Genomic DNA, 19228 nt, shown 5'->3' on the forward strand with positions numbered 1-19228 from the left:
GGCGGGTAGTGAGCAGGGATAGTGCCGCCGCTCATGAGCGAGAGGGTGATTATTATCCGGAGAATCGCCCTTTCAACACAAGCCGATCACTCATAACGGAGCGTCGGCTTGTGTTGGGGTTGTCAATAACTCGTATAAGAGGCTACCTTTGGTTAAGATACTTGAGGTATTGCCGGTATTTTTTCAGCATTAGATTCTTGGCATATTGTTCCATGTATTCGTAATCAGGCTCGCCGGAATCAGTGACGGGAAGCATGACCTTATCGCCAGCAAGATGCTCCTTATTCCGCTTATAGCCGTGACTATATTTATGCTCAATCATGTCTTGAGCAGCCACGAAGAATAACCCTGTTGCTTCATTCAGCCAATCAGCATATCCGTAAAGCACATTAACTGTCGAAACAAAAGGTTCCTTTTTATAAATTGCATAGCCTGCTGAACCATCGCCATCTTTTATGAAACCTATGCAATTTCCATCTTGAATCTTATTTTTTAATTCGTCAGTCGAATCTAAAAAATACAAGCACCCATTGTTTCTGTTTGTAGCTGCAATATACTCAACCCCCTTACAAGTAGTTTTTTCAAAAGCACTTGCATTAGAGATTTTCCCAGCTGAAATATTAGTGAATAGACTGGCTATTGCGATAGGCTTCCACTCCTTCTCGTTGAGAGTTGGAATCTTAGCAACTTCACCGAGTTCTGCAATGCGTTTCTCGACATAGGCGCAATATTTAGCAAGCATAGCATCACGCTTCTGCTGTGCATACTCCGCCATGTACGTATAATCGGGCTTGCCAGAATCAGTGATAGGGAGCATTAGCTTCTGTCGAAGCATGCGTTGTTCCTTGAACTTATAGCCGTAGCTATATTTAGACCGCTGCTTCGCAAATACAGAAACGAAAAATAGCAAGACAAACTTGTTGTCGGAATAATGGCGGAGATGCAGCCGTTTTACATCATCCGTAAAAATACATTCATACGGATGATAAAAAGCAACGCATGGCGATCCATTATAGTTGACGCCCAGCACGTTACCATCCCTTGACGAATTGTCATTACCGACAAACCCTGTGACGCCGTTGTTATTATCTGTTGCACCGATAAACGGGCGCGTTCCCAGAACTTTGTTCCGCGTTTCCAATCGTTTGCCGGCGCTGACAGTAAAAATGTCATCTAAAGAAAATTCACGCCACTCTTTCTCATCAAGACTCTGCATTATCGTCACCCCCTCCAAACAGGTACTCACGGTTCTGCATGACCATCGAGAACTCGAACGTCAAATAATCGCCGATAGCCTTCTCAAAATCAGCATCCGTAGGAATCTCGTCGTTGAAGTAGTAGAACGAATGCAGCCACTCATCCTCGGGCTTCACCGTAGACTCAACGCAGAACTTCGACGGTGCTTCAGCGCGTCCATTCCAGACATCCAACAGGTGCTGCTTCTTATCCTTTGCAGAATCACCCTCGACAAGACCGATATGTGCCCTAACCTCATACCCGTCATCACGGAAGTCGATAAACTTACACGCCTTATCAGCGTCGTGCGGCTCATGAGCGGTAAACACAGCAATGACAGGGTTCGTTCCCACACGATAAAACGTGTCCGTGTTACACGTAATCACGCCCTCCAACGTGTGACTCTTCAGGATGCTCTTCTTGAACGCCTGCTCGATCTTGGATTTACTGCCCGTCATGGAAGACTGTGGAACAATAACCGCCGCTCGCGCTCCGACCGTCAGTGAATCCAACAGATGCTCAATGAATGAAAGCTCATACTGCTCGGGGTCTGCTTTCGTGCCCTGTGAGTAGGGCGGATTCATCAAGCCAACCGTTGCGCCCTTCATCTGCACCTGAGCGGGATTCTTGCGCAGAAAATCGCAGCATTCAAGATTGCTGTTGCCATCCTTGCGCAAAATCATGTTCGCAGCAGCCACGGCAAACATGTTGCTTTGAAGCTCAAAGCCGTGAAGCTGCTTCTTCTTAATGTTCTTCTTTTGTGCATCTGTATCTGCCATCGTTAGCATGCTGTGCATTGCAGAGATCAAAAATCCGGCTGTTCCACAGGTTGGATCAAGCACGGTATCTTCGGGTTGAACATCCACCAGCTCGCACATTAAGTCACAGATATGACGGGGCGTTAGGATGATACCGAGCGTCTGCCCATCACCGCCAGAATAACTCATAAACTCGCCGTAGAAACGACCGATAAAGTCCTCGCTGGTCTTCTGATACTTGATGTTACGAAACACATGCTCATACAGGAACTCCGTGTAAAACTTCAGCGGAGTCTTTCCAAGAGTCGCGTTCACTTCGTTCAAACGGAAGCTGGTCTGCAAAATGGAGAATTCCGCTAATAACTTGTCCTTTTTCGCGTCAGGGCCGACGTTAGAACGAGTCAAGCGCCCTTTTACGGCGTTCATTAATTTGTCGCCATCGCGCATTCCTGGCGTTTGATCGCCGGTTAGCGAAGTAATAGAAAAACCGCCAAATTCAATTTCATCTAGCGCCAATAAAATACCGGCAACAACTAAGGGTTTATCTTGGTCTTTGAGAGTTCCGTAGGTTCGGAGATATTCGTGAAGTTTAGCTGCATCTTTTAGAATCTGCTCCGTTGTTTTCTCAACATCAGTTGCTTCTTCTAGTACATAGCGCGTGTAGTATTCCTGAATATTGTCCTCAGAAAAGAAAACAAAAGATTCTAGTTCCGGAAGCTCTTTGTAGGATTCTCGATCATCGACATAGAGTGGCGTAATAATGTGTCGTTTTGCATCGCCAGATACCCCGACGGCAAAGACTTTCTTAAATGAAGTGTTCTGAGCAATATGCTTCGCATAGAAGTAGGCACCATTGACGGCGTAATCGGTTATTGCTTTCGTATTACAGTCGAGGATTCCTCCCCCCCCCCGTCAATTTCACGTGCTTTGACAGGTCGGCTTTATCTTCAATGACTAAAACAAATTCACCGATACGTGCCACGAACTCAGGAAAACCAACTTTTCCAGTTCCTCGTTTCGAAGCCGTCTTGAGAGCTTCATTGATCTCCAGTATTTCGCTGCCTTGAGGGTCATAGTTGATGTTGAATTCATCTAATTGTGACGCTACCCAAAGATCTATTTTTGCTTCTTTCTTTGCCACGTTCGTTATTCTCCTTTCACTTATCTGGTGACCGTAGAGGTTGATTTATTTGATTTTGTAGCTCAGACGTTCCGCGTTAGCAAACATACGAACTCGGTCATTGAGTGGTGGGGAAAGCTACTCAGCGCAAAGAAACCGCTCGCCCGCCCATAACGTTACACGCGAAACCTATATGCGCGATCCTCCGTCTCTTCTTCTGCCTTTAACGATGGGTTTTCCGGCTCGTACACCGCGTTACAGTATTTGCTGGTTGGCGCCGTTGCTGGCAGCCTTAATAGTGGCAGCTCTAGTACCGGCAGCCCCTATACGGGTGTGCTTTCCGAGCCTGGAAGCTGATGCTATTGCAGCGCTGGATTGTATCTCAGGGAATTCACCTCGCACGAGCACTCCGTCGCGATATTGATATTCCGAGCCAGTTTCCCTTCGGCCCGCAACTGAAGCAACCGCGGAACGACGCGATCCCGCAGATTCCATGGGTCAATAGTGTTGACGTAAATCTTCGATCCGCCCTCAAAACCGGCCAGAGTGGATACTCGCCATTTGAGCAGGATACGCCAGGGCATATTCACGTCGGAATCCATCGGCTTGGTGTACCACTCCTCATTAGTGGGGATTTCCGAGCCGGTTGCCGCATGGATGGCATGGACGAGATCCGACACAGCAGTAATCTCCTCGCGCGTGTGCTCCCAAGGTTGAATATGAGCCGAACGGGACCACACCTCTAACGTGGGATAGCGATGGCCAAAACCTGCGATAGCAACAGCATGCTTATTCTCAGCAATAATGAGGTTGTGGTATCCGGCGTAATCCACCCCAGCTTCGTTATACAGATTCGGATTGCGCCGCACCTTCTCCACCTCAATACGCCCATTGACGGTGCGTTGATCTATTGCGACGAGCTGCTTATGGAGATGATCGAAAGACGCCCCCGCCGGCTTTAACCAATTTTGGAATACCTGCACGTAACGAACATATCGGTTTGAGGCATAGAGGTCGCGCATAGTGTCAATCGTCAGGCGCATATACCATTCGTGCTCCTGCGGAGTGAGCGTGCCAGAGGAAGCTAATTGCGCATCGTTTTCTGCGCCATCAACGAAATGCCGCCGCCCCACGATGAGATCATGGCTGCCACCAAAAAAGGAATATGCCGCTTCAATCTTGTCCATTTCCGGTAGTGAGTCGAACTCGTCATTGCTCATGCGGTTCGCAAATTTTGCACGCAATACGTTCATGACGTGCGAGCGCCCGGCAGGATCGGCTAAATACGAATCCATTCGCATCTGCGCTGCCGGTGTAAGGGTGTAGCCGTAGTTTTTCGCCCAATAATCAAAGGATAAAATCTCGAACAGATTGGGAACTCGGCGGAATTCCCACTGCTGAGTGAGCATATCGACGCCGGTCGTTCGGACGATCTCTGCGTCATCTCCGTTGCGCACTAACCGAGCTTTTTCTGGCGGGGTTTCCAAAATGCGCTGGGTGCAAAAGGCGCAGTGCCGCCCGTGCTGAGATTCGTCAATCGGTTGGGCAGAATTCGCGGAAACGCCTAGCGGGCGATCTGCCCGACCAGGAATAGTCCAGACCTCTGTTCCGGTAAAAGGGTTGAGCTGTTTGATCGTTCCATCAGCCAATCGGGTTAGCGGTGGCGGGAAAGAATCGTACGCTGGCATGCGGCTTCCTTTCGGGCATCGTTGCGCCCTCCAGTCTATCAGTCACAAGGTGGTATTCGGCACGCTCTGGGTATTATCCCGAGGATATGTAGCCTTTATCCAGCCAAAATGATAGGACGGATAGGTGAGTCAGGATGTGAAATTACCGCGAGAAATTTGGGTGCTTGTTGCTGCGGCTGTGTGCGTATCGCTGGGATACGGAATCGTTGCCCCAGTTTTGCCGTTGTTTGCCGGTAGTTTCGGGGTGAAAACCTATGCGGCAACCGCCGTCGTCTCTGCCTTTGCATGTATGCGTCTCGCATTTGCACCGGCTTCTGGCTGGCTCTCAAAAATTTTTGGGGAACGCCATATGTATATGACGGGCATGGCGGTTGTTGCCAGCTCCTCGGCGTTAAGCGGGCTATCACAAAATTACGTGCAGCTCCTCATCTTCCGCTCTATCGGCGGGATCGGCTCAGTGATGTTTACCGTCGCTGCGATGTCTCTCATTATTAAACTTGCGCCTAGCGGTGCGCGCGGGCGAGCTTCGGCAGCATACGGATCAGGGTTTCTGATTGGCAATATTCTTGGGCCAGCCATTGGAGCTTTTTTGGAGCCATTTGGTTTTCGGGCGCCTTTCTTTATCTATACTGTGCTGCTCCTTATCGCTGGCAGTATCGTCGGCGTTCTCGTTCCCTATGATATTGACGGTCACGAACCCCATCATTGGGGTAAGCACCATAAAGAAAAGCAGGTAGCTCCCACGGAGCGGCCGACTCGGGAATCCATATCCGTCTCGGAAGCGCTCGCAATACCGCGTTTTCGAATCGCGCTCGTCACCGCCTTTGCCCAAGGCTGGACGAATATGGGAGTGCGGGTGGCTATTGTTCCCATCTTCGCAGCCTATCTTGTGAAGACCAGTAATGCGCCAAGTATGCTGCCAGGTTTAGCCTTAATGGTTTTCGCGGTTGGTAACGGGATCGCGCTTGCTTTTGCGGGGCGCTGGTCAGATGTGTATGGGCGCAAGCCTGTCATTGTTGTGGGGCTCATCCTCTCTGGCGTTTTCACAGTTACCATGGGGGTGTGGGCTACGACTTTTGTCGTGTTGATCGGAAGTTTCTTAGGCGGTTTTGGCTCTGGTTGTATTCAGCCATCACAGCAGGGCACAGTTGCCGATATTATTGGCCGACGAGAAGGCAACCGCGTGGTGTCTTTCTTCCAGCAATCGACCGATCTCGGGCAGATTCTTGGACCGCTCCTCGCCGGTTTCTTAGTGGATCATTCCGGCTTTTCTTTGGCGTACATCAGTTCAGGGGCAATTTTGCTTGTGGCGGCTGTGGCATGGATCGTGGCGGTGCGGGGGCACTGGCCGCGGATTTCCCGTCGGCACTAATGCCGGTATTGGGACTACCGAATTACCTCAGTTCTAATGGCATGCGGGGTACTAATAAATGTGCCGTGTTGATAAATGCGCTGTGCTGATAAATGCGTAGGTACTGATAAGCCCGTTGCACACTAATAAACCTGTGGGCATTATTGATAAACATCTTGCGCTAATCATTATTGATAGACCCTTGGCGTTAATAAAATACGCTGATTTTGTTTGGGGCCGACGGGCGGTGACAACGCCGGCATAAGTTATGTGCCGCCTACCGCTAAGGTTGACCTTATTCCTCATACAGCGAAGTATGGATATCTTTTAGTGGGGCTGCGAGATAATGGAATCACGCAAGTTTATGCTGAAAACGGTCAGCAGGTTACGAGGAGGCATGGGTTATGTCCTACGCAGGTGTATATGACGATAAGGGTAAGAAGCCCTTTGTTCTCGATATGGAAGCCGAAACGGTTAACAATACGACCTTCCGCACGACGATGTGGACGGGTGAACATTTGCAAATGACGGTTATGTCCATTCCGGTTGGTGGTGACGTCGGCCTGGAAGTTCATGAAGAAAACGATCAGTTCCTCCGCATTGAAGCCGGAAAAGGCAAGTGCGAGATGGGAACCGCTAAGGACGCACTCGATTTCGTAGCGGAAGTCGAAGACGATTCGGCGATTTTCGTTCCGGCCGGATACTGGCACAATATTACGAACATCGGGGATGAGCCACTGAAGCTGTACACCATTTACGCAGGTCCGGATCATCTGCCCGGCACCGTCCACCAGACGCAAGAGGACGCGGAAAACGATCCGAATGAGGATTAATCCCAGCGTGCGTTCATGCTGAAATATCGCGGCAAAAAAGATAGGAAACCTCGCCAGATTCCCGCCATATTCTTAATGGATACGGAAAACTGACGAGGTAGGCGCGCGAAGAGTTCCTGCGTGAACGGTTAAAACTGATGATGATGTGGGCTGTCGATCCCGCTATGCTGCACGGCGAGCGAGGTCGGCAGCCCCAATGATTCCCGCCTGATTGCCCAATGTTGCCACTCGGATGGGCGGCAACGGGCGATAGGCTCGCCCGGTCAGTAACTCGGTGAAAGATTGGCGAGTAGGCTCCAGAAGCAAATCGCCAGCTTCGCACACTCCTCCGGCAAGGACGAATACATCCGGATCCAGAAGCGCTGCCACATCAGCCATTCCTTGACCGAGCCAGTAGCCGATCTCAGCGAACGCATTTCGCGCCCCGCAGCAGCCCTCCTGGGCAGCTTGCGTCACCATCAATCCAGTAATGGCCTGCGGATCTCCGTCGGCTAATCGCAGTAAACCAGCGGCAATCTCGGGGCAGGTGCGAGCCTGTTCTTGAGCTGCGGCAAGGAGGGCGCGCCCAGAAGAATACACTTCCCAGCAGCCACGTTGCCCACATCCACATTCGCGCCCGTCGCGAACCATATTGATATGGCCGATTTCGCCAGCAAAACCGTATGATCCGCGCAGCAATTCGCCATTGAGGATGATTCCGCCGCCAATTCCAGTGCCGACTGTGACGACGACTGCCGAGGAAAATCCTGCCGCTGCACCGAAACGATACTCAGCCCAGGCTGCCGCGTTTGCGTCGTTTTCGACCACGACTGGCATATCAATTGCTTGGGAAACCTGCTCGGCGATTGGCTCATTACGCCAGGAAACATTAGGCGCAAAAATGACGGTTGAACCGGAAGAATCAACAAAACCCGCAGCCCCGATACCGACGGCTTCGACCTCGTTTTCCTGCTGCAATTGGCGGCACAGATCAATGATCGTATCGCGTACAGATTGGGAGTCGTTCGGAATCGTTGGCCGACGCAACATCATGACAATGTGCCCAGAAGAATCTACGAGCCCTGCGGCGATCTTTGTTCCACCAACATCCACACCGATTGATAACGTCATATCCCCATGATGGCATGCCTGCTTTCAGTTTTCTCGTCTGAAAAACGGAATGCAAGATTTTGGGTGTTCTGTGCGCTCCACAGTGTAGCGTTGCCGAGCTGCTGCCTGCGCTTTTACAGCACTACAGTGCGTATCCCGTCGGTGTTTCGCTTCAGGTGTGCCCGTCGCAGCCGAAGCACACAGGTTTACTCTTTCGATATGGCTAGGTGAGAGCAGAATTTTCTGGCTGCTCAGCGTAGGTACCACATATTTGGCTCGCTAGCATCAGGGGCTCAATCTCACGTTGCTCGCGCATAGCAAAATGACGGTGCCAACGAGGTAGATAATAAGCGGAGCCTGAGGCTATTGCGCTGGCGGAGCATCGCACAAAGCCGCGAGCCTATCTAAGGCTTCTCGGCTCAGCTCAGCTACTCCACGATAGAAATGTGTGCGAGAATTCCGTGCAACATCAACAAAAAATGCGGGTGCCCACTGCATGAGGTGCTCATGAGTAAACCGCCAAACAATGTGGAAATACCGCTGTGCGTCATTGTGCAAACCCCGATCAAGGGCGTTGAGGCTACGGGCTAAACCCTGCGCAATGAAGTCATATTCCAGCCCAATATGGTCATCTGGTTCTTTATGAAGATGCGGAGCTTGTAGGCCAAGCTGGCGGTAATCTTTGCGCACAATGAGCGTATCCTCATCAAAGACTAGGCCGTCTTTCCCGCGGTGAACAGATTCAAAGGGCGCGACGAGGGCGCGGGCAGTGCGACCATACAGCGCATTGAGATCATCGCGGAGCTGTTCAGGGCTTTCCTTGGCAGCAAAGGAGCGTTCCCATTCTTGTAACCCGACGGAGGTAGCCGTGCCGTCAGATAGCGGCCATTCGCGATACATGTGGCGCATCTGATTCAGCGTTTCCGTATCGGGCGCATCCAAATGGAAACGCGATAAGACGAGGAATGCCGAAGCAAGAGCTTCCAGCTCGTTCGCGCTCGGTAGGAGATCTTCACCTCGGCGGGGATGGGAGCTGGCGTCAGAGCACGTAGAAGGGGAACCCGAGCTGGAATTTGTGGTGCTGGGGCTGACGTCGGAACCGGAAGAGAAACCGGATTCGGAACCAGAAGTGGAAGCGGAACCAGCGTTGGAACCAGATTCGGAACTAGAAGCGGCAGACATAGCAGAATCTCCGTCAGTGGAAAAGGAAAGGTCAATCATCGTTACCGTGCCAATTTCTCGTCAAAAAAGGTGAAGGTCAGTGCCTCAAGGTGGGCGAGCTGCTGAGGATCAGCATAGCCGGTGCGACCTCCGTCTGGATTCTCCCAGAAGAATGAGGCGTGGCCGAGTTTCCGTGCTCGGGCATGAAAACAGCGAGCATGGGTGGCAGACGCGCACCCATCGTAGGTGGATGTCGTTAGCAGAAGCGGGGGATACTGCGCGGGATCGGATTGCTTTGCAATATCGAGCTGATGGTATGGGCAGCACAGGTCTGCGTTATCGCGACTCTTATCCGCAGAGGAAGGGGGCAGGGCAGCATCTGCTGAATCGCCAGGGCATACGGTGGTGCGTGACAGATCCAGGAGTGGCATGCGGGCAGCTAGTGCTGCGAAATGTGTGGGATAGCGGTGATATGCATTGCCGATCACCAGAGCGTTATGGGCCGTTCCGATTCCGGCGAGTTTATCTGCACTGGTGATACCGCGCGCAAGGAGATCCTCGGCGACGGCAACAAAATCGGGAACACTGTGTTCGCAGATGGATTGCGGGCGGCGCGGCTCGCCAGTGCTCGCAGGCAGGGATGTTGGGTATTTCGCACGCCCGAGTGCCAGTGCATACACGTAACCGGATCCCAGCCACAACGTGCCAAGAGCGCTGCGATAAGCCGGATGGGCAACAGATGGATCGCTGTTAGTTTCCAACAGGACTCGCGTGGGGCGTTTGCCTTCGAGGCTGTCGTATGGCCCGACGAGATAGTAGGGTACGGCAGTACCATCCGCAGATTGGGCGTAGCATAGCCGCACTTCAGCGCTTGGAGCGGAGAAACGATGCGGCTCAACTCCGATGCGATGTAACCGGAGCTGGGTGGCGTTCACGGTTCCACAGTAAAGTGCGCTGGGGGTAAGGAAACCGTCTACTTGCAACCAGATCTCATCACTTTTTCCAGCATCAACAGGGATAACACGCAGATGTAGATGTTCCATGTGCGCTGGAGTCAGGTCAACCTGATACCACGGGCGGCGATCATTTTTACGGTCAGCAGTGTTAACGGCAGGATCATGCTGGGTGTGCGGATCAACAGCGAAGCGGATAACAGGTTTAAGCTCGCAGGTGGCAAGGATGAGAACCCCGGAGGCAAGGCAATGGATCTCCGTTATTGTGCTGTGGGGTGTGCCGGTAAAGAGGACGTGAATTTCTTGCGGCACGGCGCCGTTACAGGCATCCTGATAGGGCATGGCGAGCACGGATCCGGCTGGATAGCTGCCCGTAGCGGTGGACCATTCCTGCTGTAGCGTCAGGATAATCCAGTTACGCACAATATCTATTCGCGAGAAATCTGGCACGCTAAGTGCCTGCGGAGTGGCGCGCCGCCACCGTCGGGCCTGGGGATGGATACGGTAGATACGCCGACGTTCGAGGTCGTGGTGGATGATTCCATGTATCCGCGGTTCAGGCCAATGCGGCGTCGGGGCACATATCTGAATCTCTACACCCACATCGTCAGCGTCACATTCCAATACGACGGGGGCTTTTGCCAGTGACGTCCCTCGTCGCCAATATCGAATCTGCCGAGGATTTCCGTATGCAGTTAGGCTCTGAGCGCCAATAGCGCTGGTAATGAGGATGTGCTGACGGTCCAGCCAGCGAGCAGTTATCTCGCAATCAGCGCTGGCGAGAAAGCCACGGGTGAGGAATTTCTGTTTAGAAATATCAAATTCTCGGATAGTGCATGTGTTGCTGTTAGCGTCACTGAGGGTGATAAGAGCGCGATCCCCATCGGGGGACAAAATATCTATATCGCGCACAATCCAGGATCGTTTTTCCTGAGTGTTAAGGCGGCCAACATCAAGCACGGTATGCCAACGCAAGGCAGACATTGGTTTTGTGCCGTAATGCTTGGCTAGCGTGCGTCGCCAAAGCCCGCGCGGATGGCGTGAATCTGAGGTAAAACAATAGACCCATGTGCCGTTGCGATGTGGCGTGGCGAGTGCATCATCGGCACACAGGGCACGACGGGCACGGCTTTCATATTTGGCTAGTTTGCGTGAGGGGAACGCATTATGAGTGCGGCGTGATTGGCGGTGAGCCCAGCGCCGGACGCTCGTGGTGTTCTTTTCTAGCCGTTGACATGGGTCGGCAGGAGTTTTCCGCATGGTATCAGTCTAAATCAGGTGGGCTATGTGATTGGTGATGAGGGTGGTGATGAGAAATGAGGGGTGTGGCACGTGCGAGCACGGAGGATAACGAGCGAGTAAAAAATAATGACGGGGATAGACGCAAAAGTGTCGGCTGATTCTTCGTTAAAAGAACCAGCCGACACACAATGAGGTATAGGCAAAGAAGAACTCAGATACCGATACGCATCATCGAGGCGTAGTGCAAAGAACGTCCCATGAATTCGGCAACCAAGATCAGGAAGAAGGTCAAGGTCACTAAAGCAGCCAGCGGAGCAGGCTTTTCTAACATGGCCTTACCGGCAATCCGGTACACCAGCGCACCCAGGACGATAGCTCCCAACGCCAACAGAACAAGCCGTGCCCAGAAGAACAGACCAGAGTAGACGGCAAGGGAAGCCGTTGCTGCTGGGGATGGGTTCGTAGCCAGATTCTGAATGTGCATCGTGTAGGAAATGAGCACTCCCACTGCGGCGAGGGCAGAAACGACGGAGCAGGCGCGCACGAGCCGCACAGAGTACGTCCATTCCTCAGGCGAGGCTGGGGCGTTAATCTCCGTGATATTCCGAGTGAAGCCGAGGCGATCACGCAGGGAGCGTGGCCTGCCCTTAGGATCGGTTGTGTTCTTCACCGCGCGAGGTGGCACCGGAACAGGGGATACCTTGGAGCGTGCCGCGCGCTGGCGGATAACCGTCATTACTCCGATGGCAGCCGCCACTGCCGCCGCACCCAGCATGATCGTGGTAGCGAAGAACTGGAACGGAACAACCCAGGTGTGCCAGGCGGGAACTGAGCGAAGCGAAGTGTAGATCATCGACATGACGAACACTAACGCCACCCCGATAACCGCGGTGATGAGGCCAAGTGCTTGCCGTAGCGCGCGCGAACCAATGCGGAACCACTGCATAACGGCAAACAAGAAGCCAGCGCCAGCGAACCCTACGCCAACGATAATTTCGCGTGAGAGCCACGAGCTTTGCCAGTGCCGGATGACGTTAAGCACATGCATGACGTCATTCATGTGGAACATGGAGGCGATCAAGCCAAAGACGAGCGCCGGGCCGATTACGTAGAGAATCGGCAGAGTCAGGCGATCAACGGTTGTTGAATCCGCTTTTGCGGAGAGCCACAGTTGGGTGGCACCGAGGATAATAAACATCCCCACACACATTTGTGCGATGACCGTGAATAGGATCATCGGAAGTTCATGCAGATTCATGGCGTTAGATCTCCTGCGGGTTCATGATGGAGCCGTTCGCGTTATCCCAAGGCTGGGCATCGCGATGCGGCTTGATAACGAGACGCGGCTGAGTGACGGATGGATCGGGCAGAGGCGCGACGGCATCCAGTTCACCGTAGGTTTCGCGGAGTTTGTCGATCGGACCCCAATCGAGCGCGCGCGACGGGCAAGCCTCCACACATGCCGGATCTTGACCTTGACTGCGGTAGTCGTAGCACAGATCGCACTTGCTCATGTGGCCAGTTTCCGCATTGAACTGAGGAGCGGAATACGGGCAGGCCCATTCGCAGTACCGGCAGCCCACGCACTTAGAGGAATCGACGTAGACGGTGCCGTCATCGCGTCGAGACATTGCCGTCGTCGGGCAAACCTCCATACACACCGCATTTTCACAGTGATTACAGGAAATTGAGGTGTAGTAGGAGAAGATCGACGGTGTGACGGTATGGCCGGAACGCTGCCAGGTTCCGCCAGCGTATTCCACGACGCGACGCCAGGTGACGCCGACGGGCAGGTCGTGCTTATCCTTGCACGCAATTTGGCAGGCCTTGCAGCCGGTGCATACGGACTGATCGAAGAAGAAGCCGTAGTTGGCATCTGCTTCAGTTGCGGCTGTTCCCTTTGCGACGACCTTGTTCTCGGGATTGGTGATTAAGCTGTCGCCTTTTGCGGCAGCGACAATATCAATGCTCATGTTTCTTCTCCCTTAGGCTTTCGCAACGTCGGCAAGGATCGTGTGGCTGACTAGGCCTCGCGCGAGTGGCGAGGGATGTAAGGAGGTCAGGGTGTTAACCGAACCGGAGGTATCTACCGGCTTTTCTGGATTAGCTCCAGCGGGCAGTTCAAACTCGCTCGCCTTTTCTGGCTTGTACCAAGCTCCCTGCGGGATTGACATGACCCCAGGGATAATGCGTGGCGTCACCTGGGCGCGCAGCTTGACCGTGCCTCGCTCGTTGAATACAAAGACGTCATCGCCGTTAGAGATACCTCGCTCGGCTGCGTCAATTGGGTTGATCCAGCAGGTTTGGGTGTGGGCTTCCTTGAGCCAATCGACGTTTCCATACGAGGAATGTGTGCGAGCTTTGAAGTGATGCCCGATGACCTGCAAGGGGTACTTCTTGTTCTCGCGGGCTTCAATGGCGCCTTCCCAGGTATCGACGTGCGCTGGAATCGGCTGGATCTCTTCGCCGCGTAAGCGTGGACGGAACGTGCCGTACTCCCACTTTTGCGCCATATTGGCCAGGCGCTGCGAGTAGACCTCGATCTTGCCTGATGGCGTGCTTAACGGATGCGCCTCAGGATCCTTGCGGAAATCCTCCAGCGGGATAACTGATCCCTTGTTGCGCCGGTAAATTCCCATCTTGACCCATTCGTCATAGGTGGGGAGCTGAGGATCTGCCTCACGGGAGGCGTCAATGGTGGCGCGCAGCCAATCTTCACGGCTCTTGCCACCTGTGAAAGCGTCTTTGATTCCGAGCTTGTCGGATAGCTCGGTGCAAATATCAAAGATGGACTTCGTCTCGTACATTGGCTCAATCGCTTGGCTGGACATAATTCCATACGCCATGGGGCCGCCGTTTTCACCGCCGTGGAAATCGAATTCTTCGGAGGTGGAGGTACCTGGCAGTACGTAATCGGAATAGCGGGCCGAGACGGTGTACATAATGTCGCAGGTGACGATCAGTTCGGCCTTGGTTTCGTCGCGCAGAATATCTACCGAGGAATTGTTATCGCCGGTCTGGTTGACGAGGGAGTTAGAGCCGTACTGGAAAATTGCCTTGAGTGGGACTTCGAGGCTGGTGTTTTCCGGATTGCCGTTGGCGTCCACCGGGACTTTCAATGCTCGGCTGCCACCTTCGGGCTTGACACCAACGCCAGCGTTAAAGGTGTTCATCTGCGGCCCGTGGTCGATAGCGTCAAGCCAAGAGAAACAGGAGATGATCTTGTTGGAGGCATTCTTAATTTCGGAGGCGAAGGGACGCTTAATACCGAGACCGGCAGCGGCTTCGCGCCCGCCCGTTCCACCGCCAGAAATACCAATGTTTCCGGTGACGCAGGCGAGGAGGAAAATTGCGCGCGAGGTGTTCTCGCCGTTTGCTTGCCGTTGCACGCCCCAGCCTTGCGTGATTGCACAGGGCTTAGCGGTGGCGATTTCGCGGGCAAGCTGGCGGATACGTGTAGCGGGAACGCCACAAATATCTGCTGCCCATTCGGGGGTCTTGGCAATGCCATCTGGGCCTTTGCCTTCCAGATATGCGCGATAGGAGGAATTCGGGGCAGCGCCTTGGGGCAAGGTTGCCTCGTCGAATCCGACGCAGTAGCGATCCAAGAAAGCCTGATCGTGGAGGTTTTCTTGGAGCATTGTGTAGATCATGCCGGCAATAAATGCGGCGTCTGTGCCGGGGCGAACCGGAACCCATTCATCGGCAAGACCAACATGCGTTTCGGTGTAGCGCGGATCAACGACGATAGTGCGCACATTATGTTCGGCTTTCGTCTTTTGGGTGACGAAGGTGTGCCCGCCGCCAGACATACGAGTTTCAAGCGGGTTGTTCCCGAACATGACCTGCATTTTGGCGTTTTTCACGTCATCGAATGAATTACTGGATACCCATTCGCCATAGAAGTATGGGTAGGCCTGAGTGATGGCCGTCGTTGAGTAGTCGGAATAGTGATCGAGATACCCGCCGAATGCGTTGAGGAGTCGTGCCATCGGGGTGGATTCGGGTGGCCAGGAACAGGCCATGATTGAACCGAGTACGCCGGTGCCGTACTGAATGTAGAAAGCTTCGTTGCCGAATCGGGATTTAATATCCTTCATCTTCTCGGCAATTTCCGTCAGTGCCTGCTCCCAGGAGATTTCTTCCCACTGTTCGTCGCCGCGCTGGGTTCCCGGCTTGCGCTTCATTGGTTTCTTCAGGCGATCGGGGTTGTATATGCGATGACGGATAGAGCGACCGCGCACGCAGGCGCGCACTTGCTGGTTGCCAAGGGTGTTATCGCCGGTGTTATCTGGCAGGACGCGAACGACTGTGCCGTCTTTGACCTGGAGGCGAACTGGGCAGCGTGAGCCACAGTTGACGGTACATGCTGACCAGACTGTCCGTTCGGCATCTGCAAGGCCCTCAACCGGATCGGCGGCAGCGGTGCTAGCTGGCATACCGACGTGCTGTGCGGTTGAGGCCAGACCTGCGACACCAGCAGCGACGGCAGACCACTTGAGGAAGGTCCGGCGCGATGGGCCAGATTGCGCGGTGGGCGCAGTTAGGCTGGTCGCGCTGTCCACTTCGGGACTAAGCGTTTGGGTCATCTTCTTTTACCTCTGTGTATGCATGGTGGCAAGCCACCCTGGCTCTGTGAATTTTTCGTTCACGTATTGGATATATGCACGTGCTAAGCGCATAGTTGTAGCTCCTAAAATACCGCGTCAACACAGGAAAACCCCCGTGAAAAGGAGGGGATATAGGTAAGACTTTGGTTGCGAAACTTATTTGCGGTAGACGGATTTTGCGCGAGTCCGAATAATGCAGAAATTTATCTGGTGTTCGCGACGCGCATGTACGGTGCGGGAGATTGATGTGCAAGAAATCGAGGAGTGGAAGCGGAATTGGCAGCGCAATTATCTGGCTGATTGTAGGGAGCGGGCAGGGCGAGGGCGCGCCTTCCATGTCACCGCTGAGATGAATAAGTTGAGTGATGTTCGCTCAAGAAAGAATCACTATTCTTGACGTAAGTTTATGTATCTGCGTATGCTGTACTCGGAATTCAAGAAAACGTACCGTGTTCCGTCAGCAGCTCACCGGAGTTCTGGCAGCACGGAGATAGCAAGGAGTACAACATGGCACGCGCAGTTGGTATTGATTTAGGTACCACTAACTCGGTGGTAACTGTTTTGGAAGGTGGCGAGCCGACGGTTATCGCCAACGCAGAAGGGCAGCGAACCACCCCATCAGTCGTTGGGTTTTCTAAGAGCGGCGAAGTTCTGGTTGGTGAGATCGCCAAGCGTCAGGCCGTTACGAACGTGGAACGGACGATCTCCTCAGTTAAGCGTCACATGGGCGATCCGAACTGGAAGATTGAGATCGACGATAAGACGTACAACGCCCAGCAGATTTCAGCATTCATTTTGCAGAAGCTGAAGAAAGATGCCGAGGCATACCTTGGCGAAAAGGTAACGGAAGCGGTTATCACCGTTCCGGCGTATTTCAATGACGCACAGCGTCAGGCCACGAAGGATGCTGGTCAGATTGCTGGCTTGAAGGTGGATCGTATCGTCAACGAGCCGACGGCAGCAGCACTGGCCTATGGTCTGGAGAAAGGCAAGGAAGATGAACTGATCCTGGTCTTTGATCTGGGCGGCGGCACATTCGATGTCTCCCTCTTGGAAGTCGGCAAAGATGATGAAGATTTCTCCGTCATTCAGGTGCGGGCCACGTCGGGCGATAACAAACTAGGTGGCGATGATTGGGATCAGCGCATTGTTGATTGGCTCGTTACCCAAGTGAAGAACAACTACGGTATGGATCTGTCGAAAGATAAGATCGCCTTACAACGCCTCAAGGAAGCTGCCGAGCAGGCAAAGAAAGAGCTATCCTCGGCAACCTCAACGAATATCACGTTGCAGTACCTATCCATGTCAGAAAACGGTCCGATTCATTTGGATGAAACACTGACCCGCGCCAAGTTTGAAGAAATGACGCGCGATCTGCTGGAACGGACGAAAGCGCCATTCAAGAAGGTCATTGAGGACGCCAAGATCTCGGTATCGGAAATTGACCACGTCGTCATGGTCGGCGGTTCGACTCGTATGCCGGCAGTGACGGAAGTCGTCAAGGAACTCACTGGCGGGCGCGAGCCCAACAAGGGCGTCAACCCAGATGAGGTTGTTGCTGTGGGTGCGGCCTTGCAGGCCGGTGTGCTCACGGGTGATCGCTCAGACGTGTTGCTGATTGACGTCACGCCACTGTCGCTCGGTATTGAGACGAAGGGCGGCATGATGAGCACGATGATTCAGCGCAATACGGCAATCCCGTTCACTCATTCTGCACCGTTCTCGACCGCAGAGAACAACCAGCCGTCGGTACTGATCCAGGTCTACCAGGGTGAGCGCCCGATTGCCCGTGATAACAAGCTGTTGGGAACCTTTGAGCTATCCGGTATCGCACCTGCTCCGGCTGGTGTGCCGAAGATCGAGGTGACGTTCAATATCGACGTTAACGGCATTGTCCACGTCACTGCCCGTGATCTGGGAACGGGTCGCGAACAGTCTGTGACGATCACCGGCGGATCGGCGTTGTCGCAAGAAGAGATTCAGCGAATGATCAAGGAAGCTGAAGAGAACGCGGCTGAGGACGAGAAGCGCCGTGAAGCTGCCGAGGTGCGCAATACCGCCGAACAGCACGTCTACCAGATTGAAAAGCTCCTGGAAGATAACAAGGATAAGCTCTCAGATTCAGTAGCAGCCGATGTTAAGGAAGCAGCCGACGCGCTTCGCACAGCGTTGGAGGGTGAGGATATTGAGGCCATTAAGTCGGCCTTGGATGATCTGAACACGCGGGCGCAGAAGATTGGTGAAGCCCTCTATGCGCAAGCACAGGCCGAACAGGCTGGCGGGGCAGCGAGCGCAGAAGCCGGCAGCGCGAACGCACATGACGAAAATGTCGTCGATGCCGAAATCATTGATGAGGACGACGAGAAGTAAATAACTGGATGGGGGCGGCGGCTATCTGGTCGCCGCCCTTATTCTAGGAGGCGAGAAATGAATCATCCCGATAATGAAAATCGGTGCTGCCAAGGCTCTCCAGATTCACTGGATGACGCTAATGGAGTAACAGGCGATAGCTCGTCTACAGCACAGCACGATAGCGCTCAGTTTGCCAGTTCCTGTTGTGCTTCCGCTGGAGAAAATGAGCCAGCGGGCGCGTGCTGTACGCAAGAGGAAAGCGATAGCCCTGCGCAGGATTCGTGTGCTGCACCGGAATCTGATGCCGCGGAAAATGAGGCTGACGGCGCATGCTCAGAAGAAGCAGAGCTGAGTGAATACGATCAGGCTTTGCTGAAAATTGCTGAGTTAGAAGAACTTGTTGCACGGCGCAATGCGGATCTATACAACCTGCAGCAGGAGTATTCCAAATATGTCAAACGCGCAAAGTCCGACGCGATAACCTACCGCGAACAGGGGATTGCAGCGGTGTTGAAATCGCTCCTATCGGTACTTGATGACGCTCACCTGGCTCGCGAGCATGGCGATCTTGACGGGCCGGCCGGCAAAATTGTGGAGAAGCTCGAAGATACCTTGGTGACCAACTACCAACTGGAACGCTTTGGCGAGCAAGGCGAGGATTTTGATCCAGAGCTGCATGAAGCGCTCATGCATCAAACCAGCTCCGAGGTTCCATCTCAGCAAGTTGCTCAGCTCATTCAGCCGGGATACAAGCAGGGCGATAAGGTGCTGCGTCCGGCGCGAGTGGGTGTTGTTTCGCCGGAATAGTGTGCTAGCGATACGTGATGACCAAAGG

At 53.4% G+C, this 19228-nt stretch carries 16 protein-coding genes; 6 read left to right on the forward strand and 10 right to left on the reverse strand.

Translation table 11 applies throughout. The features are described from left to right. Positions 1-142: 142 nt before the first annotated feature. The 3 genes from ACLHIL_RS05665 to ACLHIL_RS05675 form a co-directional block, all read right to left on the reverse strand. A complete protein-coding gene (locus ACLHIL_RS05665) occupies positions 143-1216 on the reverse strand; it encodes a restriction endonuclease subunit S (RefSeq protein WP_411296983.1) in 1074 nt (357 codons plus the stop codon). Then, on the reverse strand, positions 1203-2510 hold the full coding sequence (locus ACLHIL_RS05670) for a class I SAM-dependent DNA methyltransferase (RefSeq protein WP_411296984.1): 1308 nt from the start codon (positions 2508-2510) through the stop codon (positions 1203-1205). Before ACLHIL_RS05670 ends, ACLHIL_RS05665 begins: the two co-directional genes overlap by 14 nt. 367 nt (positions 2511-2877) lie before the next feature. Beyond that, positions 2878-3135, reverse strand: coding sequence for a hypothetical protein (locus ACLHIL_RS05675; RefSeq protein ID WP_411296985.1), 258 nt, complete (start codon positions 3133-3135; stop codon positions 2878-2880). A 27-nt stretch (positions 3136-3162) separates the two neighbouring features. On the opposite strand from ACLHIL_RS05675, the gene ACLHIL_RS05680 reads away from it, so the two are divergent. Then, positions 3163-3288, forward strand: coding sequence for a hypothetical protein (locus tag ACLHIL_RS05680; RefSeq protein WP_411296986.1), 126 nt, complete (start codon positions 3163-3165; stop codon positions 3286-3288). Between the two features lie 185 nt (positions 3289-3473). On the opposite strand, the gene ACLHIL_RS05685 is transcribed toward ACLHIL_RS05680, so the two are convergent. Then, the gene (locus ACLHIL_RS05685; RefSeq protein ID WP_411296987.1) at positions 3474-4802 is read right to left on the reverse strand and encodes a DUF4921 family protein; all 1329 of its coding nucleotides are present in this window, start codon (positions 4800-4802) and stop codon (positions 3474-3476) included. Between the two features lie 124 nt (positions 4803-4926). Here ACLHIL_RS05685 and ACLHIL_RS05690 point away from each other — a divergent pair, with 124 nt between their 5' ends. Together ACLHIL_RS05690 and ACLHIL_RS05695 are read left to right on the forward strand one after the other, a co-directional pair. After that, positions 4927-6174: an MFS transporter gene (locus tag ACLHIL_RS05690; protein ID WP_411296988.1), complete on the forward strand. Its 1248-nt coding sequence runs from the start codon at positions 4927-4929 to the stop codon at positions 6172-6174. A gap of 383 nt (positions 6175-6557) precedes the next feature. Continuing rightward, complete coding sequence (locus ACLHIL_RS05695; protein WP_411296989.1) at positions 6558-6986, forward strand: cupin domain-containing protein; 429 nt, start codon at positions 6558-6560, stop codon at positions 6984-6986. Between the two features lie 162 nt (positions 6987-7148). Here the strand turns inward: ACLHIL_RS05695 and ACLHIL_RS05700 are convergent, their stop codons facing one another. The 6 genes from ACLHIL_RS05700 to ACLHIL_RS05725 all read right to left on the reverse strand — a co-directional run bounded on the left by ACLHIL_RS05700 (position 7149) and on the right by ACLHIL_RS05725 (position 16020). Continuing rightward, positions 7149-8096, reverse strand: a complete 948-nt coding sequence (locus ACLHIL_RS05700; RefSeq protein ID WP_411296990.1) for an ROK family glucokinase — start codon at positions 8094-8096, stop codon at positions 7149-7151. Between the two features lie 342 nt (positions 8097-8438). Further along, entirely contained in the window at positions 8439-9296 is an 858-nt protein-coding gene (locus ACLHIL_RS05705) for a molecular chaperone (protein ID WP_411296991.1), read from the reverse strand. A gap of 2 nt (positions 9297-9298) precedes the next feature. Further along, the gene (locus tag ACLHIL_RS05710) at positions 9299-11449 is read right to left on the reverse strand and encodes a prolyl oligopeptidase family serine peptidase (RefSeq protein ID WP_411296992.1); all 2151 of its coding nucleotides are present in this window, start codon (positions 11447-11449) and stop codon (positions 9299-9301) included. A 193-nt stretch (positions 11450-11642) separates the two neighbouring features. Continuing rightward, positions 11643-12689, reverse strand: a complete 1047-nt coding sequence (locus tag ACLHIL_RS05715) for a dimethyl sulfoxide reductase anchor subunit family protein (RefSeq protein ID WP_411296993.1) — start codon at positions 12687-12689, stop codon at positions 11643-11645. 4 nt (positions 12690-12693) lie between these two features. After that, positions 12694-13404, reverse strand: a complete 711-nt coding sequence (locus ACLHIL_RS05720; RefSeq protein ID WP_411296994.1) for a DMSO/selenate family reductase complex B subunit — start codon at positions 13402-13404, stop codon at positions 12694-12696. 12 nt (positions 13405-13416) lie between these two features. Next, positions 13417-16020: a DMSO/selenate family reductase complex A subunit gene (locus tag ACLHIL_RS05725; RefSeq protein WP_411296995.1), complete on the reverse strand. Its 2604-nt coding sequence runs from the start codon at positions 16018-16020 to the stop codon at positions 13417-13419. A 214-nt stretch (positions 16021-16234) separates the two neighbouring features. On the opposite strand from ACLHIL_RS05725, the gene ACLHIL_RS05730 reads away from it, so the two are divergent. From ACLHIL_RS05730 to ACLHIL_RS05740, 3 genes are all read left to right on the forward strand, one after another. Continuing rightward, positions 16235-16438, forward strand: coding sequence for a hypothetical protein (locus tag ACLHIL_RS05730; protein WP_411296996.1), 204 nt, complete (start codon positions 16235-16237; stop codon positions 16436-16438). Between the two features lie 110 nt (positions 16439-16548). Then, the gene (gene dnaK, locus ACLHIL_RS05735; RefSeq protein WP_411296997.1) at positions 16549-18411 is read left to right on the forward strand and encodes a molecular chaperone DnaK; all 1863 of its coding nucleotides are present in this window, start codon (positions 16549-16551) and stop codon (positions 18409-18411) included. Positions 18412-18468: 57 nt separating this feature from the next. Next, a complete protein-coding gene (locus ACLHIL_RS05740; RefSeq protein ID WP_411296998.1) occupies positions 18469-19200 on the forward strand; it encodes a nucleotide exchange factor GrpE in 732 nt (243 codons plus the stop codon). Positions 19201-19228: the final 28 nt, after the last annotated feature.

This window comes from Trueperella sp. LYQ143, from assembly GCF_046599595.1.
Lineage (GTDB): Bacteria > Actinomycetota > Actinomycetes > Actinomycetales > Actinomycetaceae > Trueperella.